The 19822-nt window shown below is 61.1% G+C and carries 24 protein-coding genes; 14 read left to right on the forward strand and 10 right to left on the reverse strand.

Annotated elements, in window-relative coordinates; genetic code table 11:
* Window positions 1-94 precede the first annotated feature (94 nt).
* Genes pyrR through HBO10_RS06785 form a run of 3 tightly spaced genes read left to right on the forward strand, consistent with a single transcriptional unit; the run spans window position 95 to window position 2898 of the window.
* The gene (gene pyrR, locus HBO10_RS06775) at window positions 95-601 is read left to right on the forward strand and encodes a bifunctional pyr operon transcriptional regulator/uracil phosphoribosyltransferase PyrR (RefSeq protein ID WP_019817751.1); all 507 of its coding nucleotides are present in this window, start codon (window positions 95-97) and stop codon (window positions 599-601) included.
* Window positions 602-625: 24 nt separating this feature from the next.
* Complete coding sequence (locus HBO10_RS06780) at window positions 626-1630, forward strand: aspartate carbamoyltransferase catalytic subunit (RefSeq protein WP_034128938.1); 1005 nt, start codon at window positions 626-628, stop codon at window positions 1628-1630.
* A complete protein-coding gene (locus HBO10_RS06785) occupies window positions 1627-2898 on the forward strand; it encodes a dihydroorotase (protein ID WP_034128939.1) in 1272 nt (423 codons plus the stop codon). Before HBO10_RS06780 ends, HBO10_RS06785 begins: the two co-directional genes overlap by 4 nt.
* Before the next feature lie 125 nt (window positions 2899-3023).
* Here HBO10_RS06785 and HBO10_RS06790 read toward each other — a convergent pair whose 3' ends face one another.
* The gene (locus tag HBO10_RS06790; RefSeq protein WP_034128940.1) at window positions 3024-3452 is read right to left on the reverse strand and encodes a TM2 domain-containing protein; all 429 of its coding nucleotides are present in this window, start codon (window positions 3450-3452) and stop codon (window positions 3024-3026) included.
* Window positions 3453-3701: 249 nt separating this feature from the next.
* On the opposite strand from HBO10_RS06790, the gene HBO10_RS06795 reads away from it, so the two are divergent.
* On the forward strand, window positions 3702-4340 hold the full coding sequence (locus HBO10_RS06795) for a C40 family peptidase (protein WP_034128941.1): 639 nt from the start codon (window positions 3702-3704) through the stop codon (window positions 4338-4340).
* Between the two features lie 148 nt (window positions 4341-4488).
* Here the strand turns inward: HBO10_RS06795 and HBO10_RS06800 are convergent, their stop codons facing one another.
* On the reverse strand, window positions 4489-5523 hold the full coding sequence (locus HBO10_RS06800) for a type IV pilus twitching motility protein PilT (RefSeq protein ID WP_034128942.1): 1035 nt from the start codon (window positions 5521-5523) through the stop codon (window positions 4489-4491).
* A gap of 57 nt (window positions 5524-5580) precedes the next feature.
* On the opposite strand from HBO10_RS06800, the gene HBO10_RS06805 reads away from it, so the two are divergent.
* From HBO10_RS06805 to HBO10_RS06845, 9 genes are all read left to right on the forward strand, one after another.
* Window positions 5581-6267, forward strand: a complete 687-nt coding sequence (locus HBO10_RS06805; protein WP_034128943.1) for a YggS family pyridoxal phosphate-dependent enzyme — start codon at window positions 5581-5583, stop codon at window positions 6265-6267.
* Window positions 6268-6301: 34 nt separating this feature from the next.
* Window positions 6302-7120 (forward strand): pyrroline-5-carboxylate reductase, encoded by an 819-nt coding sequence (gene proC / locus HBO10_RS06810; RefSeq protein WP_034128944.1) that lies wholly within the window; start codon window positions 6302-6304, stop codon window positions 7118-7120.
* A gap of 25 nt (window positions 7121-7145) precedes the next feature.
* Window positions 7146-7733, forward strand: coding sequence for a YggT family protein (locus HBO10_RS06815; RefSeq protein WP_003195087.1), 588 nt, complete (start codon window positions 7146-7148; stop codon window positions 7731-7733).
* Between the two features lie 216 nt (window positions 7734-7949).
* Window positions 7950-9101 carry a homoserine O-acetyltransferase gene (locus tag HBO10_RS06820; RefSeq protein WP_034128945.1) on the forward strand — a complete coding sequence of 384 codons (1152 nt, stop codon included), beginning with the start codon at window positions 7950-7952 and terminating at the stop codon, window positions 9099-9101.
* On the forward strand, window positions 9098-9718 hold the full coding sequence (metW, locus tag HBO10_RS06825; protein ID WP_003195091.1) for a methionine biosynthesis protein MetW: 621 nt from the start codon (window positions 9098-9100) through the stop codon (window positions 9716-9718). Before HBO10_RS06820 ends, metW begins: the two co-directional genes overlap by 4 nt.
* 21 nt (window positions 9719-9739) lie before the next feature.
* Window positions 9740-10174 carry a DUF4426 domain-containing protein gene (locus HBO10_RS06830; RefSeq protein ID WP_032894709.1) on the forward strand — a complete coding sequence of 145 codons (435 nt, stop codon included), beginning with the start codon at window positions 9740-9742 and terminating at the stop codon, window positions 10172-10174.
* Window positions 10171-10767 (forward strand): RdgB/HAM1 family non-canonical purine NTP pyrophosphatase, encoded by a 597-nt coding sequence (gene rdgB / locus HBO10_RS06835; RefSeq protein ID WP_034128946.1) that lies wholly within the window; start codon window positions 10171-10173, stop codon window positions 10765-10767. Before HBO10_RS06830 ends, rdgB begins: the two co-directional genes overlap by 4 nt.
* A complete protein-coding gene (gene hemW, locus HBO10_RS06840; protein ID WP_034128947.1) occupies window positions 10764-11966 on the forward strand; it encodes a radical SAM family heme chaperone HemW in 1203 nt (400 codons plus the stop codon). The genes rdgB and hemW overlap by 4 nt, the downstream gene beginning before the upstream one ends.
* A 19-nt stretch (window positions 11967-11985) precedes the next feature.
* Window positions 11986-12309, forward strand: coding sequence for a DUF3392 domain-containing protein (locus HBO10_RS06845; protein WP_003195099.1), 324 nt, complete (start codon window positions 11986-11988; stop codon window positions 12307-12309).
* Window positions 12310-12447: 138 nt separating this feature from the next.
* On the opposite strand, the gene trmB is transcribed toward HBO10_RS06845, so the two are convergent.
* The 4 genes from trmB to HBO10_RS06865 form a co-directional block, all read right to left on the reverse strand.
* Window positions 12448-13173, reverse strand: a complete 726-nt coding sequence (trmB, locus tag HBO10_RS06850; protein WP_003195101.1) for a tRNA (guanosine(46)-N7)-methyltransferase TrmB — start codon at window positions 13171-13173, stop codon at window positions 12448-12450.
* 9 nt (window positions 13174-13182) lie between these two features.
* Window positions 13183-13977: a thiazole synthase gene (locus HBO10_RS06855; RefSeq protein WP_014720334.1), complete on the reverse strand. Its 795-nt coding sequence runs from the start codon at window positions 13975-13977 to the stop codon at window positions 13183-13185.
* Between the two features lie 54 nt (window positions 13978-14031).
* Complete coding sequence (thiS, locus tag HBO10_RS06860; protein WP_052200005.1) at window positions 14032-14232, reverse strand: sulfur carrier protein ThiS; 201 nt, start codon at window positions 14230-14232, stop codon at window positions 14032-14034.
* Window positions 14233-14311: 79 nt separating this feature from the next.
* Complete coding sequence (locus tag HBO10_RS06865; RefSeq protein ID WP_014720336.1) at window positions 14312-14686, reverse strand: DUF423 domain-containing protein; 375 nt, start codon at window positions 14684-14686, stop codon at window positions 14312-14314.
* Window positions 14687-14760: 74 nt separating this feature from the next.
* Between HBO10_RS06865 and mtgA the strand changes: the two genes are divergently transcribed.
* Window positions 14761-15483, forward strand: a complete 723-nt coding sequence (gene mtgA / locus HBO10_RS06870) for a monofunctional biosynthetic peptidoglycan transglycosylase (RefSeq protein WP_169921958.1) — start codon at window positions 14761-14763, stop codon at window positions 15481-15483.
* Between the two features lie 188 nt (window positions 15484-15671).
* On the opposite strand, the gene rpoH is transcribed toward mtgA, so the two are convergent.
* From rpoH to ftsY, 4 genes are all read right to left on the reverse strand, one after another.
* Window positions 15672-16526: an RNA polymerase sigma factor RpoH gene (rpoH, locus tag HBO10_RS06875; RefSeq protein WP_003176698.1), complete on the reverse strand. Its 855-nt coding sequence runs from the start codon at window positions 16524-16526 to the stop codon at window positions 15672-15674.
* 130 nt (window positions 16527-16656) lie between these two features.
* The gene (gene ftsX, locus HBO10_RS06880; protein WP_003195111.1) at window positions 16657-17679 is read right to left on the reverse strand and encodes a permease-like cell division protein FtsX; all 1023 of its coding nucleotides are present in this window, start codon (window positions 17677-17679) and stop codon (window positions 16657-16659) included.
* A complete protein-coding gene (ftsE, locus tag HBO10_RS06885) occupies window positions 17676-18347 on the reverse strand; it encodes a cell division ATP-binding protein FtsE (protein ID WP_003195112.1) in 672 nt (223 codons plus the stop codon). The genes ftsX and ftsE overlap by 4 nt, the downstream gene beginning before the upstream one ends.
* Window positions 18344-19744 (reverse strand): signal recognition particle-docking protein FtsY, encoded by a 1401-nt coding sequence (ftsY, locus tag HBO10_RS06890; RefSeq protein WP_034128950.1) that lies wholly within the window; start codon window positions 19742-19744, stop codon window positions 18344-18346. Before ftsY ends, ftsE begins: the two co-directional genes overlap by 4 nt.
* Window positions 19745-19822 lie beyond the last annotated feature (78 nt).

Below are 19822 nucleotides of genomic sequence, written 5' to 3' on the forward strand. Positions count from 1 at the left end.
AACGTTAACGATACCGCGAGAAGACTGGATGAACGCGGTGCCCATGAGTTTTTCGCGAGCAAGCTCGCTCCTACACACTTGATAAGGAGCCACCATGAGCTTGCCGAACCCTGCCGAACTGATCAGCCAGATGGCGATACGCCTCAAGGCGCACCTGGAACACCGTGCCATCAGCGAACCGCGTTTTATCGGCATACGCACCGGTGGCGTGTGGGTAGCCCAGGCATTGCTGGAAGCACTGGGCAGCGATTCGCCCCTGGGCACCCTGGACGTGTCCTTCTACCGCGACGATTTCAGCCAGAACGGCCTGCATCCACAAGTACGCCCTTCGGCCCTGCCCTTCGAGATCGAAGGCCAGCACCTGGTACTGATCGACGACGTGCTGATGAGCGGCCGCACCATCCGCGCCGCCATGAACGAACTGTTCGACTATGGCCGCCCGGCCAGCGTGACCCTGGTGTGCCTGCTGGACCTGGATGCCGGCGAACTGCCGATCAGCCCGGACGTCGTAGGCGCGACCCTGTCGCTTGCCCCCCAGCAGCGGGTAAAATTGTCCGGTCCCACGCCGCTCGAACTCGAACTGCAAGACCTTGCCCTTTAAACCGCCTTGTAAAGAGTCCCCGCGATGACGCCTCTAGATGCCAAGCGCCCGCTGCAGCTCAATGCTCAGGGCCAGTTGCAACACTTCTTGTCCCTCGACGGTTTGCCCCGCGAACTGCTCACCGAAATCCTCGACACCGCCGATTCGTTCCTGGAAGTCGGTGGCCGGGCAGTGAAGAAAGTCCCGCTGTTGCGCGGTAAAACCATCTGCAACGTGTTCTTCGAGAACTCCACCCGCACCCGCACCACCTTTGAACTGGCGGCCCAGCGGCTGTCGGCCGATGTGATCACGTTGAACGTGTCCACCTCGTCGGCGAGCAAGGGCGAAACCCTGCTCGATACCCTGCGCAACCTGGAAGCCATGGCAGCCGACATGTTCGTGGTACGCCACGGCGACTCCGGCGCTGCGCATTTCATCGCCGAGCATGTGTGCCCGAACGTGGCGATCATCAATGGCGGCGACGGCCGTCACGCGCACCCGACCCAGGGCATGCTCGACATGCTCACCATTCGTCGGCACAAGGGCAGCTTTGAAAACCTCTCGGTAGCCATCGTCGGCGACATCCTGCATTCGCGGGTTGCACGTTCGAACATGCTGGCTCTCAAGGCCCTGGGTTGCCCGGATATCCGCGTGATCGCGCCCAAGACCCTGTTGCCAATCGGCATCGAACAGTATGGCGTGAAGGTCTACACCGACATGGCCGAGGGCCTCAAGGATGTGGACGTAGTGATCATGCTGCGCCTGCAACGCGAGCGCATGGCCGGGGGCTTGTTGCCCAGCGAAGGTGAGTTCTACCGCCTGTTCGGCCTGACCACCGCACGCCTGGCCATGGCCAAGCCGGATGCAATCGTGATGCACCCGGGGCCGATCAACCGCGGCGTGGAAATTGAGTCGGCGGTGGCCGATGGCCCGCAGTCGGTGATTCTCAACCAAGTGACCTACGGCATCGCCGTGCGCATGGCCGTGCTGTCCATGGCCATGAGCGGGCAAACCGCGCAACGTCAATTCGAGCAGGAGCAGGCCCAGTGAAGCTCAGCATTCTCGGCGCCCGAGTCATCGACCCGGCCAGTGGCCTGGACCAAGTTACCGATCTACACCTGGACGCCGGCAAGATCGTCGCCATTGGCGCCGCCCCCGCAGGCTTCAACGCCGGCCAGAGCATCGATGCCAAGGGCCTGGTGGCCGCGCCTGGGCTGGTGGACCTGAATGTCGCACTGCGCGAGCCGGGCTACAGCCGCAAAGGCAATATCGCCAGCGAAACCCAGGCCGCCGCGGCCGGTGGCGTGACCAGCCTGTGTTGCCCGCCCAACACCAAGCCGGTGCTGGACACGTCGGCCGTGACCGAGCTGATCCTCGACCGCGCCCGCGAAGCCGGCAACTGCAAAGTGTTTCCCATTGGTGCCTTGAGCAAGGGCCTGGATGGCGAACAACTCGCCGAATTGATCGCCCTGCGTGACGCCGGTTGCGTGGCCTTCGGCAATGGCCTGGAAAGCTTTCGCAGCACGCGCACCTTGTGCCGCGCCCTGGAATACGCGGCCACCTTCGACTTGACGGTGATCTTCCATTCCCAGGACCGCGACCTGGCCGAAGGCGGCCTGGCCCACGAAGGCGCAGTGGCCAGCTTCCTCGGCCTGCCGGGCATTCCGGAAACAGCAGAAACCGTGGCCCTCGCCCGTGACCTGTTGCTGGTGGAACAAAGCGGCGTGCGTGCGCATTTCAGCCAGTTGACCAGCGCCCGGGGCGTGGCTCTGATCGCCCAGGCCCAGGCCCGTGGCTTGCGGGTCACCGCGGATGTCGCCCTGTACCAACTGATCCTGACGGATGAGGCGCTGATCGACTTCTCCAGCCTGTACCACGTACAGCCCCCGCTGCGCACCAAGGCTGACCGTGACGGTTTGCGTGCGGCGGTGAAGTCGGGTGTGGTGTCGGCGATTTCCAGCCATCACCAACCTCACGAGCGAGACGCCAAGCTGGCACCGTTTGGCGCGACCGAGCCAGGCATCAGCAGCGTGGAGTTGTTGTTGCCACTGGCGATGACGCTGGTGGAAGACGGCTTGCTGGACCTGCCGACACTGCTGGCACGCCTGAGCGCCGGCCCGGCCGAGGCCCTGCGCTTGCCGGCGGGCCAGTTGGCGGTGGGTTCACCGGCGGACCTGGTGCTGTTCGACCTGGCAAGCTCGACGGTGGCTGGTGAGCGTTGGTTGTCCAAGGGCGAAAACTGCCCGTTCATCGGCCACAGCCTGCCGGCGACGGTGCGGTATACCTTGATGGATGGACGGATCAGCTACCAGGCTTGACGCGCAAGCTCGTTCCCACGCTCTGCGTGGGAACGCATCTTGTGACGCTCTGCGTCAGCACTCCAAAGGTGGACGCGAAGCGTCCTGGGCTGCATTTCCACGCGGAGCGTGGGAACGATCAGTGCTCAGCGCCCGCTGTTGCGCTCGGCATTGCGGATCGAGATCTGCGTGTTCAGCGTCCAGAAGTCATACAGCACCCCGATCAGGAACAAACCGCCGGTCAGCAGGTAGATCAGGCCGGTGATCCATTTGCCCTGATACATACGGTGCACACCAAACACCCCCAGGAACGCCAACAGAATCCACGCCACGCTGTATTCAATCGGCCCTGCGGTAAACCGCAGGTCGGCTTCACGGTCCATGGCCGGGATCAGGAACAAGTCGATCAACCAGCCAATGCCGAACAAGCCGAAGGTGAAAAACCAGATCGTGCCCGTCACAGGCTTGCCGTAATAAAAGCGATGAGCCCCGGTAAAACCGAAAATCCACAGCAGGTAACCAATCGCCTTGCTGTGGGTGTCTTGATGCTGAGCAACCTGTTGATAGGTGTTCATGAAGGACCTCTTTTGCTTCGATAGATAAATTTTTTCATTTTCTTTGTGACTTTTTTACGGGCGCCCGACGAACGGCAAATGGTATCGTTCTGCCCTCAAAGCCTTGTAGCGCCTGACTTGTGTAGGACAATTGCGGCGAATCGTCGCGTTTTTCCTGAATTTGACCCCAAGGTTCAGTCGACAAACGGGCTGAGAACAGCACAAAAAGCTGTTATAAAGTTGCGCGCAAACCCATAAGAGCCACGCCTAATGCGACCATTTTTCAAGACATGGCTAACCATTTGCCTATTAATGCCACTGGCCGCCCACGCCACCAATCGTGAGCAACGACTTCCGAACGTTAACGGTTTCACCCCTAAAGTCCATAGCACGCCCAGCACTGCCAAATCGGCAAAGCCGACCGTCAGCCGCCCGACTCAACTGAGCAAGGCCCACGGCAAAGCGCTTTCCACCCAGTTGGCCGTGAACACCAAGCAAAGCAGCAACGTCTTGAGCCGTGCCGTCAACGTGCTCGGTACACCTTATCGTTGGGGCGGCAGCAGCCCAAGTAAAGGGTTCGACTGCAGCGGCCTGGTGAAATATGCATTTAACGATGTAAAAGCGGTGGACCTGCCACGCACTTCCAACGCCATGGCGGCCGGTCATGGGTTGAAGGTGGACCGTAAAGACCTGAAACCGGGCGACCTGTTGTTTTTCAAACTCAAGAGCCGCCAGGTCAATCATGTCGCCATCTACCTGGGCAACGACCGCTTTATCCACGCACCGCGCCGTGGCAAGTCGGTGAGCATCGACACACTGAAAAAGCCGTTCTGGGACAAGAACTACGTGATTGCCAAGCGGGTACTGCCTAAAGAGCAGAACAACAACCTGCGGATCGTGCAGCGCTAAGCCAGGCGCCACTGAAGCTCCCCATTTGAAATGCAATCAAATGTGGGAGCTGGCTTGCCTGCGATGACGGTGTGTCAGTTGGCCGAGAGAGTGCCTGACAGTCCGCTATCGCAGGCAAGCCAGCTCCCACATTGTGTATCTGCCTGTTCTAGATATCTGCCGGTACCCTCGCCTTCTCCCGCGCCTCTTCCCGACTGACCAGCCCCGCGCCGACCAACGCCTTCAAACTCATATCCAGGGTCTTCATCCCCAACGCCCCTCCCGTCTGGATAGCCGAAACCATCTGCGCCACCTTGTCTTCGCGAATCAAGTTACGAATTGCCGGGGTGCCCAGCATGATTTCATGAGCGGCCACGCGCCCACCGCCCACCTTCTTCACCAGCACCTGAGACACCACCGCCTGCAACGACTCCGACAGCATCGAGCGGACCATGGCCTTCTCCCCGGCCGGGAAGACGTCTACCAGCCGGCCCACTGTCTTTGCCGCCGACGAGGTGTGCAGGGTGCCGAACACCAGGTGCCCGGTCTCTGCCGCCGTCAGCGCAAGGCGGATGGTTTCCAGATCGCGCAATTCACCCACCAGGATCACATCCGGGTCTTCTCGCAGGGCTGAACGCAGGGCCACCGAGAAACTGTGAGTGTCGCGATGCACCTGGCGCTGGTTGACCAGCGCCAGTTTCGGCCGGTGGATAAACTCGATGGGGTCTTCCAGCGTAAGGATATGCTGGCGTCGATGCCGGTTGAGGTCGTCGATCATCGCCGCCAGGGTCGTAGACTTGCCCGAGCCGGTGGGCCCGGTCACCAGCACCAGTCCGCGAGGAAGGCGGGCGATACGCTGGAACACCTCGCCCAGTCCCAGGTCCTCCAGGCTCTGGACCTCAGTCGCAATAGCCCGGAACACCGCACCCACACCGCGATCCTGGCGGAACACGTTCGCCCGGAACCGGGCGACGCCTGGCAATTCGAAGGCAAAATCCGTTTCAAGAGATGTTTCGAAATCCTTTTGTTGATGTTTATTCAGCAAAGGGCTCAATAAATCGACCACTTGGGTAGCGTTCAGCGCTGGCCCATCCAGCGGCCAAACCTCACCATCAATGCGCAGCATCGGTGCCAGGCCGGCTGACAGATGCAGGTCTGAGGCGCCTCGGCTTACGCTGGCCGTCAGCAATTGCGTGATATCCATAGGGCTTTCCATTTCCAGTAGAATGCCGCGGACTCCATATCCACAGGCGCATCTTGAATGTCGACGATAGCAGACAACATCGGCCTGGTTAGCCAGCGCATCCTCGCCGCAGCCGACGCCGTGCAACGTGACGCAAGCAGCATCCACCTGCTGGCCGTGAGCAAGACCAAACCCGCGCAGGCGGTACGCGAAGCCTATGCTGCCGGGCTGCACGACTTTGGGGAAAACTACCTGCAGGAAGCCTTGGGCAAACAGGCGGATTTGACCGACCTGCCCTTGAGTTGGCACTTCATCGGCCCCATTCAATCGAACAAGACTCGCGCCATCGCCGAGAACTTCGCTTGGGTGCATTCCGTGGACCGCCTGAAAATCGCGCAACGCCTGTCCGAGCAACGCCCGGCCGACCTGCCGTCGCTCAATATCTGCATTCAGGTCAATGTCAGTGGCGAAGCCAGCAAGTCCGGCTGCACACCCGCCGACCTGCCGGCCCTGGCCACGGCGATCAGCGCCCTGCCGCGCTTGAAGCTGCGGGGTTTGATGGCAATTCCCGAGCCGACTGAAGACCGGGCGGAGCAGGATGCGGCGTTTGCCACGGTGCGCGACCTGCAAGCCAGCCTGAACCTGCCGCTGGACACACTTTCCATGGGCATGAGCCATGACCTTGAGTCGGCCATTGCCCAAGGCGCCACCTGGGTGCGGATCGGTACCGCCCTGTTTGGCGCCCGCGACTACGGCCAGCCGTGAAATGGCTGACATCCCTCGAAAATAAGGACCTGTCATGAGCAACACGCGTATTGCCTTTATCGGCGCCGGTAACATGGCGGCCAGCCTGATCGGTGGCCTGCGGGCCAAGGGCCTGGACGCCGAGCAGATCCGCGCCAGCGACCCGGGCGCCGAGACCCGCGAGCGCGTCAGCGCCGAACACGGTATCCAGACCTTCGCCGATAACGCCGAGGCCATCCACGGCGTCGATGTGATCGTGCTGGCGGTCAAGCCCCAGGCCATGAAGGCCGTGTGCGAGAGCCTGCGCCCGAGCCTGCAACCTCACCAAATGGTGGTGTCGATTGCCGCTGGCATCACCTGCGCCAGCATGACCAACTGGCTCGGCGCCCAGCCCATCGTGCGCTGCATGCCCAACACCCCGGCGCTGCTGCGCCAGGGCGTCAGCGGTTTGTATGCCACTGGCGAAGTCACCGCGCAGCAACGTGACCAGGCCCAGGAACTGCTGTCTGCGGTGGGCATCGCCGTGTGGCTCGAGCAGGAACAGCAACTGGACGCGGTCACCGCCGTCTCCGGCAGCGGCCCGGCCTATTTCTTTCTGTTGATCGAGGCCATGACGGCCGCCGGCGTCAAGCTGGGCCTGCCCCACGACGTGGCCGAGCAACTGGCGGAACAAACCGCCCTGGGCGCCGCGAAAATGGCGGTCGGCAGCGAAGTGGATGCCGCCGAACTGCGCCGTCGCGTCACCTCGCCAGGTGGTACCACACAAGCGGCTATCGAGTCGTTCCAGGCCGGGGGCTTTGAAGCCCTGGTGGAAACAGCACTGGGTGCCGCCGCACATCGTTCAGCCGAGATGGCTGAGCAACTGGGCAAATAGTCGTCCCTTACCAAGGTAATCAAACATGCTCGGAATCAATGACGCTGCCATTTTCATCATCCAGACCCTGGGCAGCCTGTACCTGCTGATCGTGCTGATGCGCTTTATCCTGCAACTGGTGCGTGCGAACTTCTACAACCCGCTGTGCCAATTCGTGGTGAAGGCCACCCAACCGCTGCTCAAGCCGCTGCGCCGGGTGATCCCGAGCCTGTTCGGCCTGGACATGTCGTCGCTGGTGCTGGCGCTGTTGCTGCAGATTTTGCTGTTCGTGGTGATCCTGATGCTCAATGGCTACCAGGCCTTCACCGTGCTGCTGTTGCCATGGGGCCTGATCGGTATTTTCTCGCTGTTCCTGAAGATCATTTTCTGGTCGATGATCATCAGCGTGATTCTTTCGTGGGTCGCGCCAGGCAGCCGTAGCCCGGGCGCCGAATTGGTGGCTCAGATCACCGAACCGGTGCTGGCACCCTTCCGTCGCCTGATCCCGAACCTGGGTGGCCTGGATATCTCGCCGATCTTCGCGTTTATCGTGATTCAGCTGCTGCAGAGCTGGGTGATTCCGCGCCTGGCGTACTTTGCCTACATGCCAAAAGAGTTGTTTGGCCTGATCTGACCGATAGATCGTTCCCACGCTCTGCGTGGGAATGCAGCCCGTGATGCTCCGCGTCACAAGGACGGGACGCAGAGCGTCCCAAGAGGCATTCCCACGCGGAGCATGGGAACGATCAAACGCGGAGCGTGGGAACGATCACGCTAACCCCCGACCATTGCTTGCCGCTAGGGTCCCCGCTCTTTAGACTTACGCCTCATTTAAACGAGAGCAGGGTCGATGCCAGCTGCCTTCCCCCCCGATTCTGTTGGACTGGTCGTGCCACAAGTGGCGCACTTCAGCGAACCGCTGGCCCTGGCCTGCGGCCGTTCGTTGCCGGCCTACGACCTGATCTACGAAACCTATGGCCAGTTGAACGCCACGGCGAGCAACGCCGTGCTGATCTGCCATGCCTTATCCGGCCATCATCACGCCGCCGGCTTCCATAGCGTTGACGACCGCAAGCCCGGCTGGTGGGACAGTTGCATCGGCCCCGGCAAGCCCATCGACACCAACAAGTTCTTTGTGGTCAGCCTGAACAACCTCGGCGGCTGCAACGGCTCCACCGGCCCCAGCAGCCTCAACCCGGAAACCGGCAAGCCGTTCGGCGCCGACTTCCCGGTGCTGACGGTAGAGGACTGGGTGCACAGCCAGGCACGCCTCGCCGACCTGTTGGGCATCAGCCAGTGGGCCGCCGTGATTGGCGGCAGCCTGGGCGGCATGCAGGCCCTGCAATGGACCATCACTTACCCGGACCGTGTGCGCCATTGCCTGGCTATCGCCTCGGCGCCCAAGTTGTCAGCGCAGAACATCGCCTTCAACGAAGTGGCGCGCCAGGCAATCCTCACCGATCCCGAGTTCCACGGCGGTTCGTTCCAGGAAGCAGGCGTGATCCCCAAGCGCGGCTTGATGCTGGCGCGGATGGTCGGCCACATTACCTACCTGTCCGACGACTCCATGGGCGAGAAATTCGGCCGTGGCCTCAAGAGCGAGAAGCTCAACTACGACTTCCACAGCGTCGAGTTCCAGGTGGAAAGCTACCTGCGTTATCAGGGCGAGGAATTCTCAGGGCGCTTTGACGCCAACACCTACCTACTGATGACCAAGGCCCTGGACTACTTCGACCCGGCCGCCAACCACGATGACGACCTGGCAAAAACCTTCGAGCACGCCACGGCCAAGTTCTGCGTGATGTCGTTCACCACCGACTGGCGCTTTTCGCCAGCGCGCTCCCGTGAGCTGGTGGATGCCCTGATGGCAGCCAAGAAAGACGTCTGCTACCTGGAGATCGATGCACCGCAAGGCCACGACGCCTTCCTGATTCCGATCCCACGCTACCTGCAGGCGTTCAGTAACTACATGAACCGTATTTCGCTTGTGAGAACGCCATGAGAGCCGACCTGGAAATCATCCAAGACTGGATCCCCGCCGGCAGCCGCGTGCTCGACCTGGGCTGCGGCGACGGCGAACTGCTGAGCTGGCTGCGCGACCACAAGCAAGTCACCGGCTACGGCCTGGAAAACGACCCCGACAACATCGCCCAATGCGTGGCCAAGGGCATCAACGTGATCGAGCAGGACCTGGACAAGGGCCTGGGCAACTTTGCCAGCAACAGCTTCGATATCGTGGTGATGACCCAGGCCCTGCAAGCGGTGCACTACCCGGACCGCATCCTTGACGAAATGCTGCGCGTGGGCCGCCAATGCATCATCACCTTCCCCAACTTTGGCCACTGGCGCTGCCGCTGGTACCTGGCCACCAAGGGGCGCATGCCGGTTTCCGACTTCCTGCCGTACACCTGGTACAACACGCCGAACATCCACTTTTGCACCTTCGAAGACTTTGAAGCCCTGTGTGGCGAGCGTGAAGCCAAGGTGATCAACCGCCTTGCCGTCGATCAACAGCACCGCCACGGCTGGGCGAGTAAGCTATGGCCCAACCTGTTGGGCGAAATTGGTATCTACCGGGTCAGCAGTCCTGGCCTGACCGACCACAAAGTTGCCGTCTAATCATCTTCAAGAGGGACGTTCATGAGTCGTTTGGCTATTTTTCTATTGACCGCATGCCTGGGCGCCAGCGCCATGGCCGCCGACACTATCGACGCTAATCGCAAAAAAGACTTTGGCGATATCACCGTTCATTACAACACCTTCACTTCAAGCTTCCTGCCACCCGAGACCGCCCAGAAAGTCGGCGTGGTGCGCAGCAAGGAGAAGGGATTGATCAACGTGACCGTGATCAAGGGCGTAAGCCCAGTGGCCGCGCAAGTCACCGGCACTATCAAGGACCTGGGCGGCAAAAGCGAGATCCTGACGTTCAAGCAGATCGAAGAAAAAGGCGGCATCAGCTACCTCGCGCCCTACACCGTGACGCAACGGGAATACAAGACCTTCACCATCAACGTTGAAACCGGCGGCAAGGCCCACGGCTTCCAATTCAACCAAGAACTGTTCCCCGCCCAATGATGAACCTTACCCAACTCGTACTCGCCAGCCATAACGCCGGCAAACTCAAAGAACTGCAGGCCATGCTCGGTGAGTCTGTGCAACTGCGTTCGATCGGCGAGTTCAGCCAGGTCGAACCGGAAGAGACCGGCCTGTCGTTCGTCGAGAATGCCATCCTCAAGGCCCGCAATGCTGCGCGCATCTCTGGCCTGCCGGCCCTGGCGGATGATTCGGGCCTGGCCGTGGATTTCCTCGGCGGCGCCCCTGGTATCTACTCGGCCCGTTACGCCGACGGCCAGGGCGATGCAGCCAACAACGCCAAGCTGCTCGACGCCCTCAAAGACGTGCCGGAGGCCGAGCGTGGTGCGCAGTTCGTCTGCGTGTTGGCCCTGGTACGGCATGCCGACGACCCGCTGCCGATTCTGTGCGAAGGCTTGTGGCACGGGCGCATCCTGCACGCGGCCAGCGGTGAACATGGCTTTGGCTATGACCCGCTGTTCTGGGTGCCGGAGCGCAATGTCTCCAGCGCTGAACTGAGCCCGGCCGACAAAAATCAGATCAGCCACCGCGCCCGCGCCATGGCATTGCTGCGCCAGCGCCTGGGTTTGAAATGACCCAGAACACCTCTGCGCAGCCGCTGATCCACGGTGGCGCGCAAACACCACGGGCGGCCCTGCCCCATCTGCCGCCCCTGGCGCTGTATATCCACATCCCGTGGTGCGTGCGTAAATGCCCGTATTGCGACTTCAACTCCCACACCGCGAGCAAAGTGCTGCCGGAAGAAGAGTATGTGGATGCCCTGCTGGCCGACCTGGACCAAGACCTGCACGCCGTATATGGCCGTAAGCTGAGTTCGATCTTCTTTGGCGGCGGCACGCCCAGCCTGTTCAGCGCGGCTGCACTGGGCCGCCTGCTCAAGGGCGTTCAAGCGCGTATCCCGTTTGCTGACGATATCGAGATCACCCTGGAAGCCAACCCCGGGACGTTCGAACAAGAGAAGTTCGTGGCGTACCGCAAACTGGGGATCAATCGCCTGTCCATCGGCATCCAGAGCTTCCAGCAAGAGAAGCTTGAAGCCCTGGGCCGTATCCACAATGGCGATGAAGCCGTGCGCGCAGCCGGCATGGCGCGCCAGGCCGGGTTCGACAACTTCAACCTGGACTTGATGCACGGCCTGCCCAACCAGTCCCTGGAGGACGCCTTGGGCGACCTGCGCCAGGCCATTGCACTCAAGCCGACGCACCTGTCTTGGTACCAACTGACCCTGGAACCCAACACCGTGTTCTGGAACCAGCCGCCCGCGCTGCCGGAAGACGACACGCTGTGGGATATCCAGGAAGCCGGCCAGGCACTGCTCGCCGAACACGGTTACGCACAATATGAAGTCTCAGCCTACGCCCAACCGGGGCGGCCGGCGCGGCATAACCTCAATTACTGGAGCTTTGGCGACTTTATCGGCATCGGCGCCGGGGCCCACGGCAAGCTCAGCCACCCGGACGGGCGCATTATCCGCACCTGGAAAACCCGTGCACCAAAGGACTACCTCAACCCGGCCAAAAGCTTCCAGGCCGGCGCGAAAGAACTGACCGCCGATGAACTGCCGTTCGAGTTTCTGATGAACGCGCTGCGCCTCACCGAAGGGGTTGATGCCAAGCTCTACGCCGAGCGCACCGGCCTCGATCTGGCGAGCCTCGATGAAGGCCGCCGCGACGCAGAACAAAGTGGATTAATGCAGGTCGAACCGTCACGCCTGGCGGCCACCGACCGCGGGCAACTCTTTCTCAATGACCTGTTGCAGAAGTTTTTGAGCTGATAGCTTTTAAGGAAATCGAATGGATCTGGTACTCGACCTGCTCGCCACCGTATCCCGCTGGAGCCGTAGCAACCTGTCGGAAATCTCGTTGGCCCTTGTGGGCTGTTTGCTGGTGCTGTTCGGCGCCGACATCAAGGGCTGGGTCGAAGCGCGCCTGGGCAGCATCGCCGGCGCCTTGCGCGTACCCTTGATGGCCCTGCTGTGCCTGATCGGCAGCGGTGCGGCGTTGATCTATGCCACGCCGTGGATTGTGCGGGGGTTGAGCCAGTTCAATAACTACAGCCTGGCGCCGGTGTTGATCGTGGTGCTGGTGTTGATTGGCGTGGTAGCAGACCGCCGCTGACCCAGCAGGCACTACAAAACACATGTGGGAGCTGGCTTGCCTGCGATACAGACACCTCGGTGTATCAGTGATACCGAGGTGATGTTATCGCAGGCAAGCCAGCTCCCACATTTGATTGCGTTTCAAGCTGATGACTGTTTAAGCCAGCTTCTCGAATTTCAAATCCCACACCCCATGCCCCAATCGCTCGCCACGGCGTTCGAACTTGGTGATCGGCCGCTCGGCCGGGCGTGGCACGCATTTGCCGTCTTCGGCCAGGTTGCGGTAGCCGGGGGCGACGTTCATCACTTCCAGCATGTATTCCGCGTACGGTTCCCAGTCGGTGGCCATGTGCAGGATGCCGCCCACTTTCAGCTTGCTGCGCACCAGTTCCGCGAAGGACGCCTGGACGATGCGGCGCTTGTGGTGACGGGCCTTGTGCCATGGGTCGGGGAAGAACAGCATCAGGCGGTCGAGGCTGTTGTCGGCGATGCAGCGGTTGAGCACTTCAATCGCATCGCAGTCGTAGACCCGCAGGTTTTTCAGGCCTTGGGTCAACACACCGTTGAGCAATGCGCCGACGCCTGGGCGGTGCACTTCCACACCGATGAAATCCTGCTCCGGCGCGGCTGCGGCCATTTCCAGCAGAGAATGGCCCATGCCGAAACCGATTTCCAGGGAGCGTGGGGCTGAACGGCCGAACACTTGGTCGTAATCCACCGGCGCATCGGCCAGGGGCAACACGAACAGCGGCGTGCCCTGCTCCAGGCCCTTTTGCTGGCCTTCGGTCATGCGGCCGGCGCGCATCACAAAACTCTTGATGCGGCGGTGCTTGGACTCGTCGCCCTCTTCCACGGTGTTCGGCGTTTCGTTTGATTCAGTCATCAATAGCTCTTACTTGATCAGACCATCCAGCGGCGAAGAGGCGCTGGCATAGAGTTTTTTCGGCATGCGCCCGGCGAGGTAGGCCAGGCGGCCCGCGACGATGGCGTGGTTCATGGCTTGGGCCATCATGATTGGTTGCTGGGCATGGGCAATGGCCGAGTTCATCAGCACCGCGTCGCAGCCCAGTTCCATGGCGATGGTCGCGTCGGAGGCAGTGCCCACGCCCGCATCCACCAATACCGGGATCTTGGCTTCTTCGAGGATGATCTGCAGGTTATACGGATTGCAGATCCCCAGGCCGGAACCGATCAGACCGGCCAGCGGCATCACCGCGATGCAGCCGATTTCTGCCAACTGACGGGCGATGATCGGGTCATCGCTGGTGTAGACCATCACGTCGAAGCCTTCCTTGACCAAGGTCTCGGCGGCCTTGAGGGTTTCGATCACATTGGGGAACAGGGTTTTCTGGTCGGCCAGCACTTCCAGCTTCACCAGGTTGTGGCCGTCGAGCAGCTCACGAGCCAGGCGGCAGGTGCGCACGGCTTCGATGGCGTCGTAGCAGCCAGCAGTGTTTGGCAAAAAGGTGTAGCGCTCCGGCGACAGCACTTCGAGCAGGTTCGGCTCGCCCTCGATCTGGCCGAGGTTGGTGCGGCGTACGGCGAAGGTGACGATCTCGGCACCCGAGGCTTCGATGGCCAGGCGGGTTTCTTCCATGTCGCGGTACTTGCCGGTGCCGACCAGCAGACGGGACTGGTAGGTACGACCGGCCAGGACGAAAGGCTTGTCGCTACGAACGATGCTCATGGGAAATCCTCTGATTGGATGAGGTTCTGCAGAATGCGTTGCGGCCGTGGCGGGCTAGCCGCCGCCGATGGCGTGGACCACTTCGACCTGGTCGTTGTCTTTCAACAAGGTCTCGGCGTGCTGGCTACGCGGGACGATATCCAGGTTGAGCTCCACTGCGACGCGACGCCCGGTCAGGTCCAGGCGGGTCAGCAGGGCCGCAACGGTTTCGCCGTCGGGCAGTTCAAAGGGTTCGCCGTTCAACTGAATGCGCATGCCACGGGCCGCCATCGTTTTTAGGGGCCCGCATTCTAGCGCGATTGGAACCTGAAGGTCAGCTCCAAGCGTCAAGCGGTCAAAGCTGCAAACGCCACGCCGCCAGGCCCAGGAAGAACCAGCCGAGCAGGAACGCCAGCCCGCCAAACGGCGTGATGATCCCCAGTTTACTGATGCCGGTCATCGTCAGCACATACAGGCTGCCCGAGAACAGCAGGATACCGACGGTAAACGAAATACCCGCCCAGGTGACCAACCGGCCCGGAATATGCGCCGCCAGCAAGGCCACGCCGAACAGTGCCAGGGCATGCACCAACTGGTAGGTCACGCCGGTATGGAAGATCGCCAGGTAGTCGGCGCTCAGGCGATTTTTCAGGCCGTGGGCGGCGAAAGCGCCCAGCGCAACGCCGGTAAAGCCGAAAAAGGCAGCCAGCATCAGAAAGCTACGCAGCATGGGGAACTCCAGTCAGACTCATCGGGCAGGGTCTGTATAATGGCCCGCTCAACGGGTTCGGCCAAGCCATCTCTATGCTGCGTGTCCTCTTCAAACGCTTTCTCAACGTCGTGAAATGGTTTGCCATCGGCAGTGTGTTGCTGGTGCTGCTGTTTCGTGTGGTACCGCCACCGTTCACTGCGCTGATGGTGGAGCGCAAGGTCGAGTCCTGGGTCGACGGCGAACCCATTGACCTGCAACGCAGCTGGGTTCCGTGGGACGAAATCTCCGATGATCTCAAAGTCGCGGTGATGGCCGGTGAAGACCAGCGTTTCCCGCAACATTGGGGTTTTGATTTCGGCGCGATCCAGGCGGCGATCCTGCACAACGAGCGTGGCGGCTCGATTCGCGGCGCCAGCACCCTGAGCCAGCAGGTGTCGAAAAACCTGTTCCTGTGGGCCGGCCGCAGCTATTTGCGCAAAGGCCTGGAGGCGTGGTTTACCGGTTTGATCGAAGTGTTATGGCCCAAGCAGCGGATTCTTGAGGTGTACCTCAACAGCGTGGAATGGGATGAAGGTGTGTTTGGCGCAGAAGCGGCGGCGCGGCACCATTTTGGCGTGAGTGCCAAAGGGCTTTCGCGGCAGCAGGCCAGTTACCTGGCGGCGGTGTTGCCCAATCCACGGGTGTGGAGTGCCAGCCATCCGACGGCCTATGTGGCACGGCGGGCGGCGTGGATTCGCCAGCAGATGAGCCAATTGGGCGGGGATGGTTACCTGGTGGAGCTGAACAACTCTCGAAAGGCACCCTGGTCCGACTGACACAATATGGGACCTGTGGGAGCTGGCTTGCCTGCGATAGCGGTGGGTCAGTAACCCATGCTTCATCTGACACGGCCTCATCGCAGGCAAGCCAGCTCCCACATTAAACCGAGTTGTACTTGAGACTTTTCGAGCACATACAAAAATGCCCCGATCTTTCGACCGGGGCATTTTTTGTTCGCTGCGTTTTAGGCGGCGATCGACAACTTCAGCTTGTTCATCGCGCTTTTCTCAAGCTGACGAATCCGCTCTGCCGACACGTTGTACTTCTGCGCCAGGTCGTGCAGCGTGGCTTTTTCTTCTGCCAGCCAACGCTGGTAGAGGATGTCACGGCTGCGGTCGTCCAGCACTTCCAGCGCTTCGTGCAGGTTGTGGTTGGAGTTGTCGCTCCAGTCGGCGTCTTCCAGTTGACGCGCCGGATCGTACCGGTGGTCTTCCAGATAGTTGGCCGGCGATTGGAAGGCGCTGTCATCATCCGCTTCGGCGGCTGGGTCGAAGGCCATGTCATGACCGGTCAGGCGGCTTTCCATCTCGCGCACTTCACGCGGCTCCACACCGAGGCTTTCGGCCACGCGGTGGACTTCTTCGTTGTTCAGCCACGCCAAGCGTTTTTTCTGGCTGCGCAGGTTGAAGAACAGCTTGCGCTGGGCCTTGGTGGTGGCCACTTTCACGATGCGCCAGTTGCGCAGGATGAACTCGTGGATTTCCGCCTTGATCCAGTGCACGGCAAACGACACCAGGCGCACGCCCATTTCAGGGTTGAAGCGCTTTACAGCCTTCATCAGGCCTACGTTGCCTTCCTGAATCAGGTCGGCTTGGGCCAGACCGTAGCCGCTATAGCTACGGGCGATATGTACGACAAAACGCAGGTGGGCGAGCACCATCTGCCGAGCCGCCCCCAAATCCTGCTCATAGTAGAGACTCTCGGCCAGTTCACGCTCCTGCTCGGGCGTCAGCAATGGAATGCTGTTGACCGTGTGCACATAGGCTTCCAGGTTCGCACCCGGGACCAAGGCATAAGCAGGTTGCAAAGAAGTGGTCATACGAAAAAACCTCCGACTCACATAACTCGTGCAGTTCAGCACTGCGAAAATTGACCTGGGAACCGTAGGACAAGTTCCCTAAACCGCTGATACGGTCAATACAAACGAAACCACATTAATCTGGCATTAACTACTTCGGCGCCAGCTCACGTAAATGCCGTGCCACCGCAATCCACGCACCGATATACCCCAACAACACCGCGCCAAGCAAGAGACTCAGACCATCGGCTACCGGCACACCGGCCAACGCGAAATCACTGCCGTAGAGCCCCGCCAGGCCGACAACCGCGTCGTTCAACCAATCCAGGCCAAACGCCAGTACGCCCCAGGACAAGATCCCCGCACCCAGGCCATACAGCGCGCCCATGTACAGGAAAGGCCGACGCACATAGCTGTCTGTGCCGCCCACCAGTTTAATCACTTCTATCTCGGTGCGACGGTTTTCAATATGAAGACGAATGGTATTACCTATCACCAAAAGTAATGCAGACACTAATAACACCGTCAGGCCGAACACAAAGCGGTCGCCCAGCTTGAGGATCGCGGCCAGGCGCTCTACCCAGACTAGATCAAGTTGCGCCTGTTGCACCTTCGGCATCTCTGCGAGTTTTTGTCGCAGGGCTTCCAGCGCCGGTTTGTCGACCTCGTTCGGGGTTACCAGCACCACGCCCGGCAGCGGGTTCTGCGGCAGCTCCTTGAGCGCCTCGCCCAGGCCCGATTGCTGCTGGAACTCTTCGAGAGCCTGGTCGCGGCTGATGTACTCGGCCTCGGCTACCCCCGGGATGTTCTTGATATCGTCACGCAGCGCTTCGCCTTCCTTGCTGCTGGTGTCCAGGTTCAGGTACAGCGAAATCTGCGCCGCCCGCTGCCAGGAACCGCCCAGGCGCTCCACGTTATTAAGCAACAGCGACAAGCCCATCGGCAGGCTCAAGGCCACGGCCATGACCAGGCAGGTGAAAAAGCTGCCGATCGGCTGCTTGCCCAGGCGCCGCAGGCTGTCCAGCAGGCTGGCGCGGTGGCTTTCGATCCAGGCGTGCACCAGGGTGCCGAAGTCCGGGCCGTCGTCTTCGTCGTGTTTTTTCTTTTTCGGTTGCGGGTCGGCCGGCTTCGGAGCTACCCGTTCGGATACTTTAGGGCTGCGTGTAGCACTCATACGCCCGCCTCCCCATCGCCGATCAGGCGGCCGCGTTGCAGGGTCAGCATGCGATGGCGCATACGGGCAATCAGGGCCAGGTCGTGGCTGGCGATCAAGACGCTGGTGCCCAGGCGGTTTATGTCTTCGAACACCCCCATGATCTCGGCCGCCAGGCGCGGGTCGAGGTTACCGGTGGGTTCGTCCGCCAGCAGCAAAGCCGGGCGATGGACGATGGCGCGGGCGATACCGACACGCTGTTGCTGACCAGTGGACAGGTCGCCGGGGAAGAGGTCGGTCTTGTCCGACAACGCCACGCGCTCCAGGGCCGAGTCCACGCGCTTGACGATCTCGGCCTTGGACAACCCGAGGATCTGCAACGGCAGGGCCACGTTGTTGAACACCGTACGGTCGAACAGCAACTGGTGGTTCTGGAACACCACGCCGATCTGGCGGCGCAGGAATGGAATTTGCGCATTGCTGATAGTGGCCAGGTCCTGGCCCGCCAGCAGCAACTTGCCGGTAGTCGGGCGTTCCATGGCCAGCAGCAGGCGCAACAGCGTACTTTTGCCCGCGCCCGAATGGCCGGTGACAAACAAGAATTCGCCGCGACGCACTCGAAAGCTCAGCTCATGCAAGCCCACATGCCCGTTGGCATAGCGTTTACCGACCTGTTCGAATCGAATCATGAACGCTCCCGCTCGGCAAACAGTGCCTGTACAAAGGGTTCGGCTTCAAAGGTGCGCAGGTCGTCGATGCCTTCACCGACGCCGATATAGCGAATCGGCAACCCGAACTGTTTGGCCAGGGCGAAAATCACACCGCCCTTGGCCGTGCCGTCGAGCTTAGTCAATGCCAGGCCGGTCAGCTGCACCGTCTGGTTGAATTGCTTGGCCTGGCTGATGGCGTTCTGGCCGGTACCGGCGTCGAGCACCAGCAGGACTTCATGGGGTGCATCGGCGTCGAGCTTGCCGATCACGCGGCGCACTTTCTTCAGCTCTTCCATCAAGTTGTCTTTGGTGTGCAGACGGCCGGCTGTATCGGCGATCAGCACATCAATGTTGCGCGCCTTGGCGGCTTGCACGGCATCGAAGATCACCGACGCAGAGTCGGCACCGGTGTGCTGGGCGATCACCGGGATCTTGTTGCGCTCGCCCCACACCTGCAACTGCTCGACGGCCGCGGCACGGAAGGTGTCACCGGCGGCGAGCATGACTTTCTTGCCCTCACCCTGCAGCTTCTTGGCCAGTTTGCCGATGGTGGTGGTCTTGCCAGCGCCGTTTACGCCTACCACGAGGATGACGAACGGCTTTTTCGGCGTGATCACCAGCGGCGCTTCAACCGGTTTGAGCATGGCGGCCAGCTCAGCCTGCAGGGATTTGTACAGGGCGTCGGCGTCGGTCAACTGCTTGCGCGCGACCTTCTGCGTCAGGCTCTGGATGATCACGGCGGTGGCTTCGACGCCCACGTCGGCGGTGAGCAGGCGGGTCTCGATGTCTTCCAGCAGCTCGTCATCAATGACTTTCTTGCCCAGGAACAGGCTGGCCATGCCTTCGCCAATACTGGCGCTGGTCTTGCTCAGGCCCTGCTTGAGGCGGGCAAAAAACCCGGTTTTGCTGGTTTCAATGGTGGCGACGACAGGCTCTGGCTCGACGACGGCAGGTGCGGCAACAACCGGTGCCGGCACTTCAACGACGGGCGGTACTTCAGCCACAACCTCTACCGGCGCCGGCTCAACCACTGCAGGAATCGGCGGCACGACGTGCTCGGCCTGAACATCCTCCACTAACGCCACAGGCTCTTCGGCCACCGGCAGTTCCAACCAAGGCTTGTGCTCAGGCGCAGGCTCAAGTTCCGGCTCGGCCTCGACGACCGGCTGCAACACCGGCTCAGCCATCGGCAACACCACCGGAACTGGCGTCTCGACAACCGGTTCGGCTTCTATTACGGGTTCAGGGGTGGGTTCAGCGTGAACCTGTGGCTGTTCGACGACGGTTTCCTGCGGCTTTTTGCGCAGCCATCCGAACAGGCCTTTCTTCTCGCCAGCCGCAGCTGGGGTCTTCTTGTCGTCGTTGGAACCAAACATGGAGACGGCTATCTCAAGGTAGCGACGCGCCAAGGGGCGCTTCGGTAAATAAAATTCGATGCGTAACAGACTGTTTTT

Origin of the sequence: Pseudomonas sp. WS 5503 (assembly GCF_012985385.1) — a bacterium.
GTDB classification, from domain to species: domain Bacteria; phylum Pseudomonadota; class Gammaproteobacteria; order Pseudomonadales; family Pseudomonadaceae; genus Aquipseudomonas; species Aquipseudomonas paracarnis.

What these genes read in the sequence shown, in the direction of transcription:
- pyrR (WP_019817751.1), top strand. Translation starts at nt 95, where the DNA reads ATGAGCTTGCCGAACCCTGCCGAACTGATCAGCCAGATGGCGATACGC.
- HBO10_RS06780 (WP_034128938.1), top strand. Translation starts at nt 626, where the DNA reads ATGACGCCTCTAGATGCCAAGCGCCCGCTGCAGCTCAATGCTCAGGGC.
- HBO10_RS06790 (WP_034128940.1), bottom strand. Translation starts at nt 3,452, where the DNA reads ATGAACACCTATCAACAGGTTGCTCAGCATCAAGACACCCACAGCAAG.
- HBO10_RS06795 (WP_034128941.1), top strand. Translation starts at nt 3,702, where the DNA reads ATGCGACCATTTTTCAAGACATGGCTAACCATTTGCCTATTAATGCCA.
- HBO10_RS06800 (WP_034128942.1), bottom strand. Translation starts at nt 5,523, where the DNA reads ATGGATATCACGCAATTGCTGACGGCCAGCGTAAGCCGAGGCGCCTCA.
- HBO10_RS06805 (WP_034128943.1), top strand. Translation starts at nt 5,581, where the DNA reads ATGTCGACGATAGCAGACAACATCGGCCTGGTTAGCCAGCGCATCCTC.
- proC (WP_034128944.1), top strand. Translation starts at nt 6,302, where the DNA reads ATGAGCAACACGCGTATTGCCTTTATCGGCGCCGGTAACATGGCGGCC.
- HBO10_RS06815 (WP_003195087.1), top strand. Translation starts at nt 7,146, where the DNA reads ATGCTCGGAATCAATGACGCTGCCATTTTCATCATCCAGACCCTGGGC.
- HBO10_RS06820 (WP_034128945.1), top strand. Translation starts at nt 7,950, where the DNA reads ATGCCAGCTGCCTTCCCCCCCGATTCTGTTGGACTGGTCGTGCCACAA.
- metW (WP_003195091.1), top strand. Translation starts at nt 9,098, where the DNA reads ATGAGAGCCGACCTGGAAATCATCCAAGACTGGATCCCCGCCGGCAGC.
- HBO10_RS06830 (WP_032894709.1), top strand. Translation starts at nt 9,740, where the DNA reads ATGAGTCGTTTGGCTATTTTTCTATTGACCGCATGCCTGGGCGCCAGC.
- rdgB (WP_034128946.1), top strand. Translation starts at nt 10,171, where the DNA reads ATGATGAACCTTACCCAACTCGTACTCGCCAGCCATAACGCCGGCAAA.
- hemW (WP_034128947.1), top strand. Translation starts at nt 10,764, where the DNA reads ATGACCCAGAACACCTCTGCGCAGCCGCTGATCCACGGTGGCGCGCAA.
- HBO10_RS06845 (WP_003195099.1), top strand. Translation starts at nt 11,986, where the DNA reads ATGGATCTGGTACTCGACCTGCTCGCCACCGTATCCCGCTGGAGCCGT.
- trmB (WP_003195101.1), bottom strand. Translation starts at nt 13,173, where the DNA reads ATGACTGAATCAAACGAAACGCCGAACACCGTGGAAGAGGGCGACGAG.
- HBO10_RS06855 (WP_014720334.1), bottom strand. Translation starts at nt 13,977, where the DNA reads ATGAGCATCGTTCGTAGCGACAAGCCTTTCGTCCTGGCCGGTCGTACC.
- thiS (WP_052200005.1), bottom strand. Translation starts at nt 14,232, where the DNA reads ATGCGCATTCAGTTGAACGGCGAACCCTTTGAACTGCCCGACGGCGAA.
- HBO10_RS06865 (WP_014720336.1), bottom strand. Translation starts at nt 14,686, where the DNA reads ATGCTGCGTAGCTTTCTGATGCTGGCTGCCTTTTTCGGCTTTACCGGC.
- mtgA (WP_169921958.1), top strand. Translation starts at nt 14,761, where the DNA reads ATGCTGCGTGTCCTCTTCAAACGCTTTCTCAACGTCGTGAAATGGTTT.
- rpoH (WP_003176698.1), bottom strand. Translation starts at nt 16,526, where the DNA reads ATGACCACTTCTTTGCAACCTGCTTATGCCTTGGTCCCGGGTGCGAAC.
- ftsX (WP_003195111.1), bottom strand. Translation starts at nt 17,679, where the DNA reads ATGAGTGCTACACGCAGCCCTAAAGTATCCGAACGGGTAGCTCCGAAG.
- ftsE (WP_003195112.1), bottom strand. Translation starts at nt 18,347, where the DNA reads ATGATTCGATTCGAACAGGTCGGTAAACGCTATGCCAACGGGCATGTG.
- ftsY (WP_034128950.1), bottom strand. Translation starts at nt 19,744, where the DNA reads ATGTTTGGTTCCAACGACGACAAGAAGACCCCAGCTGCGGCTGGCGAG.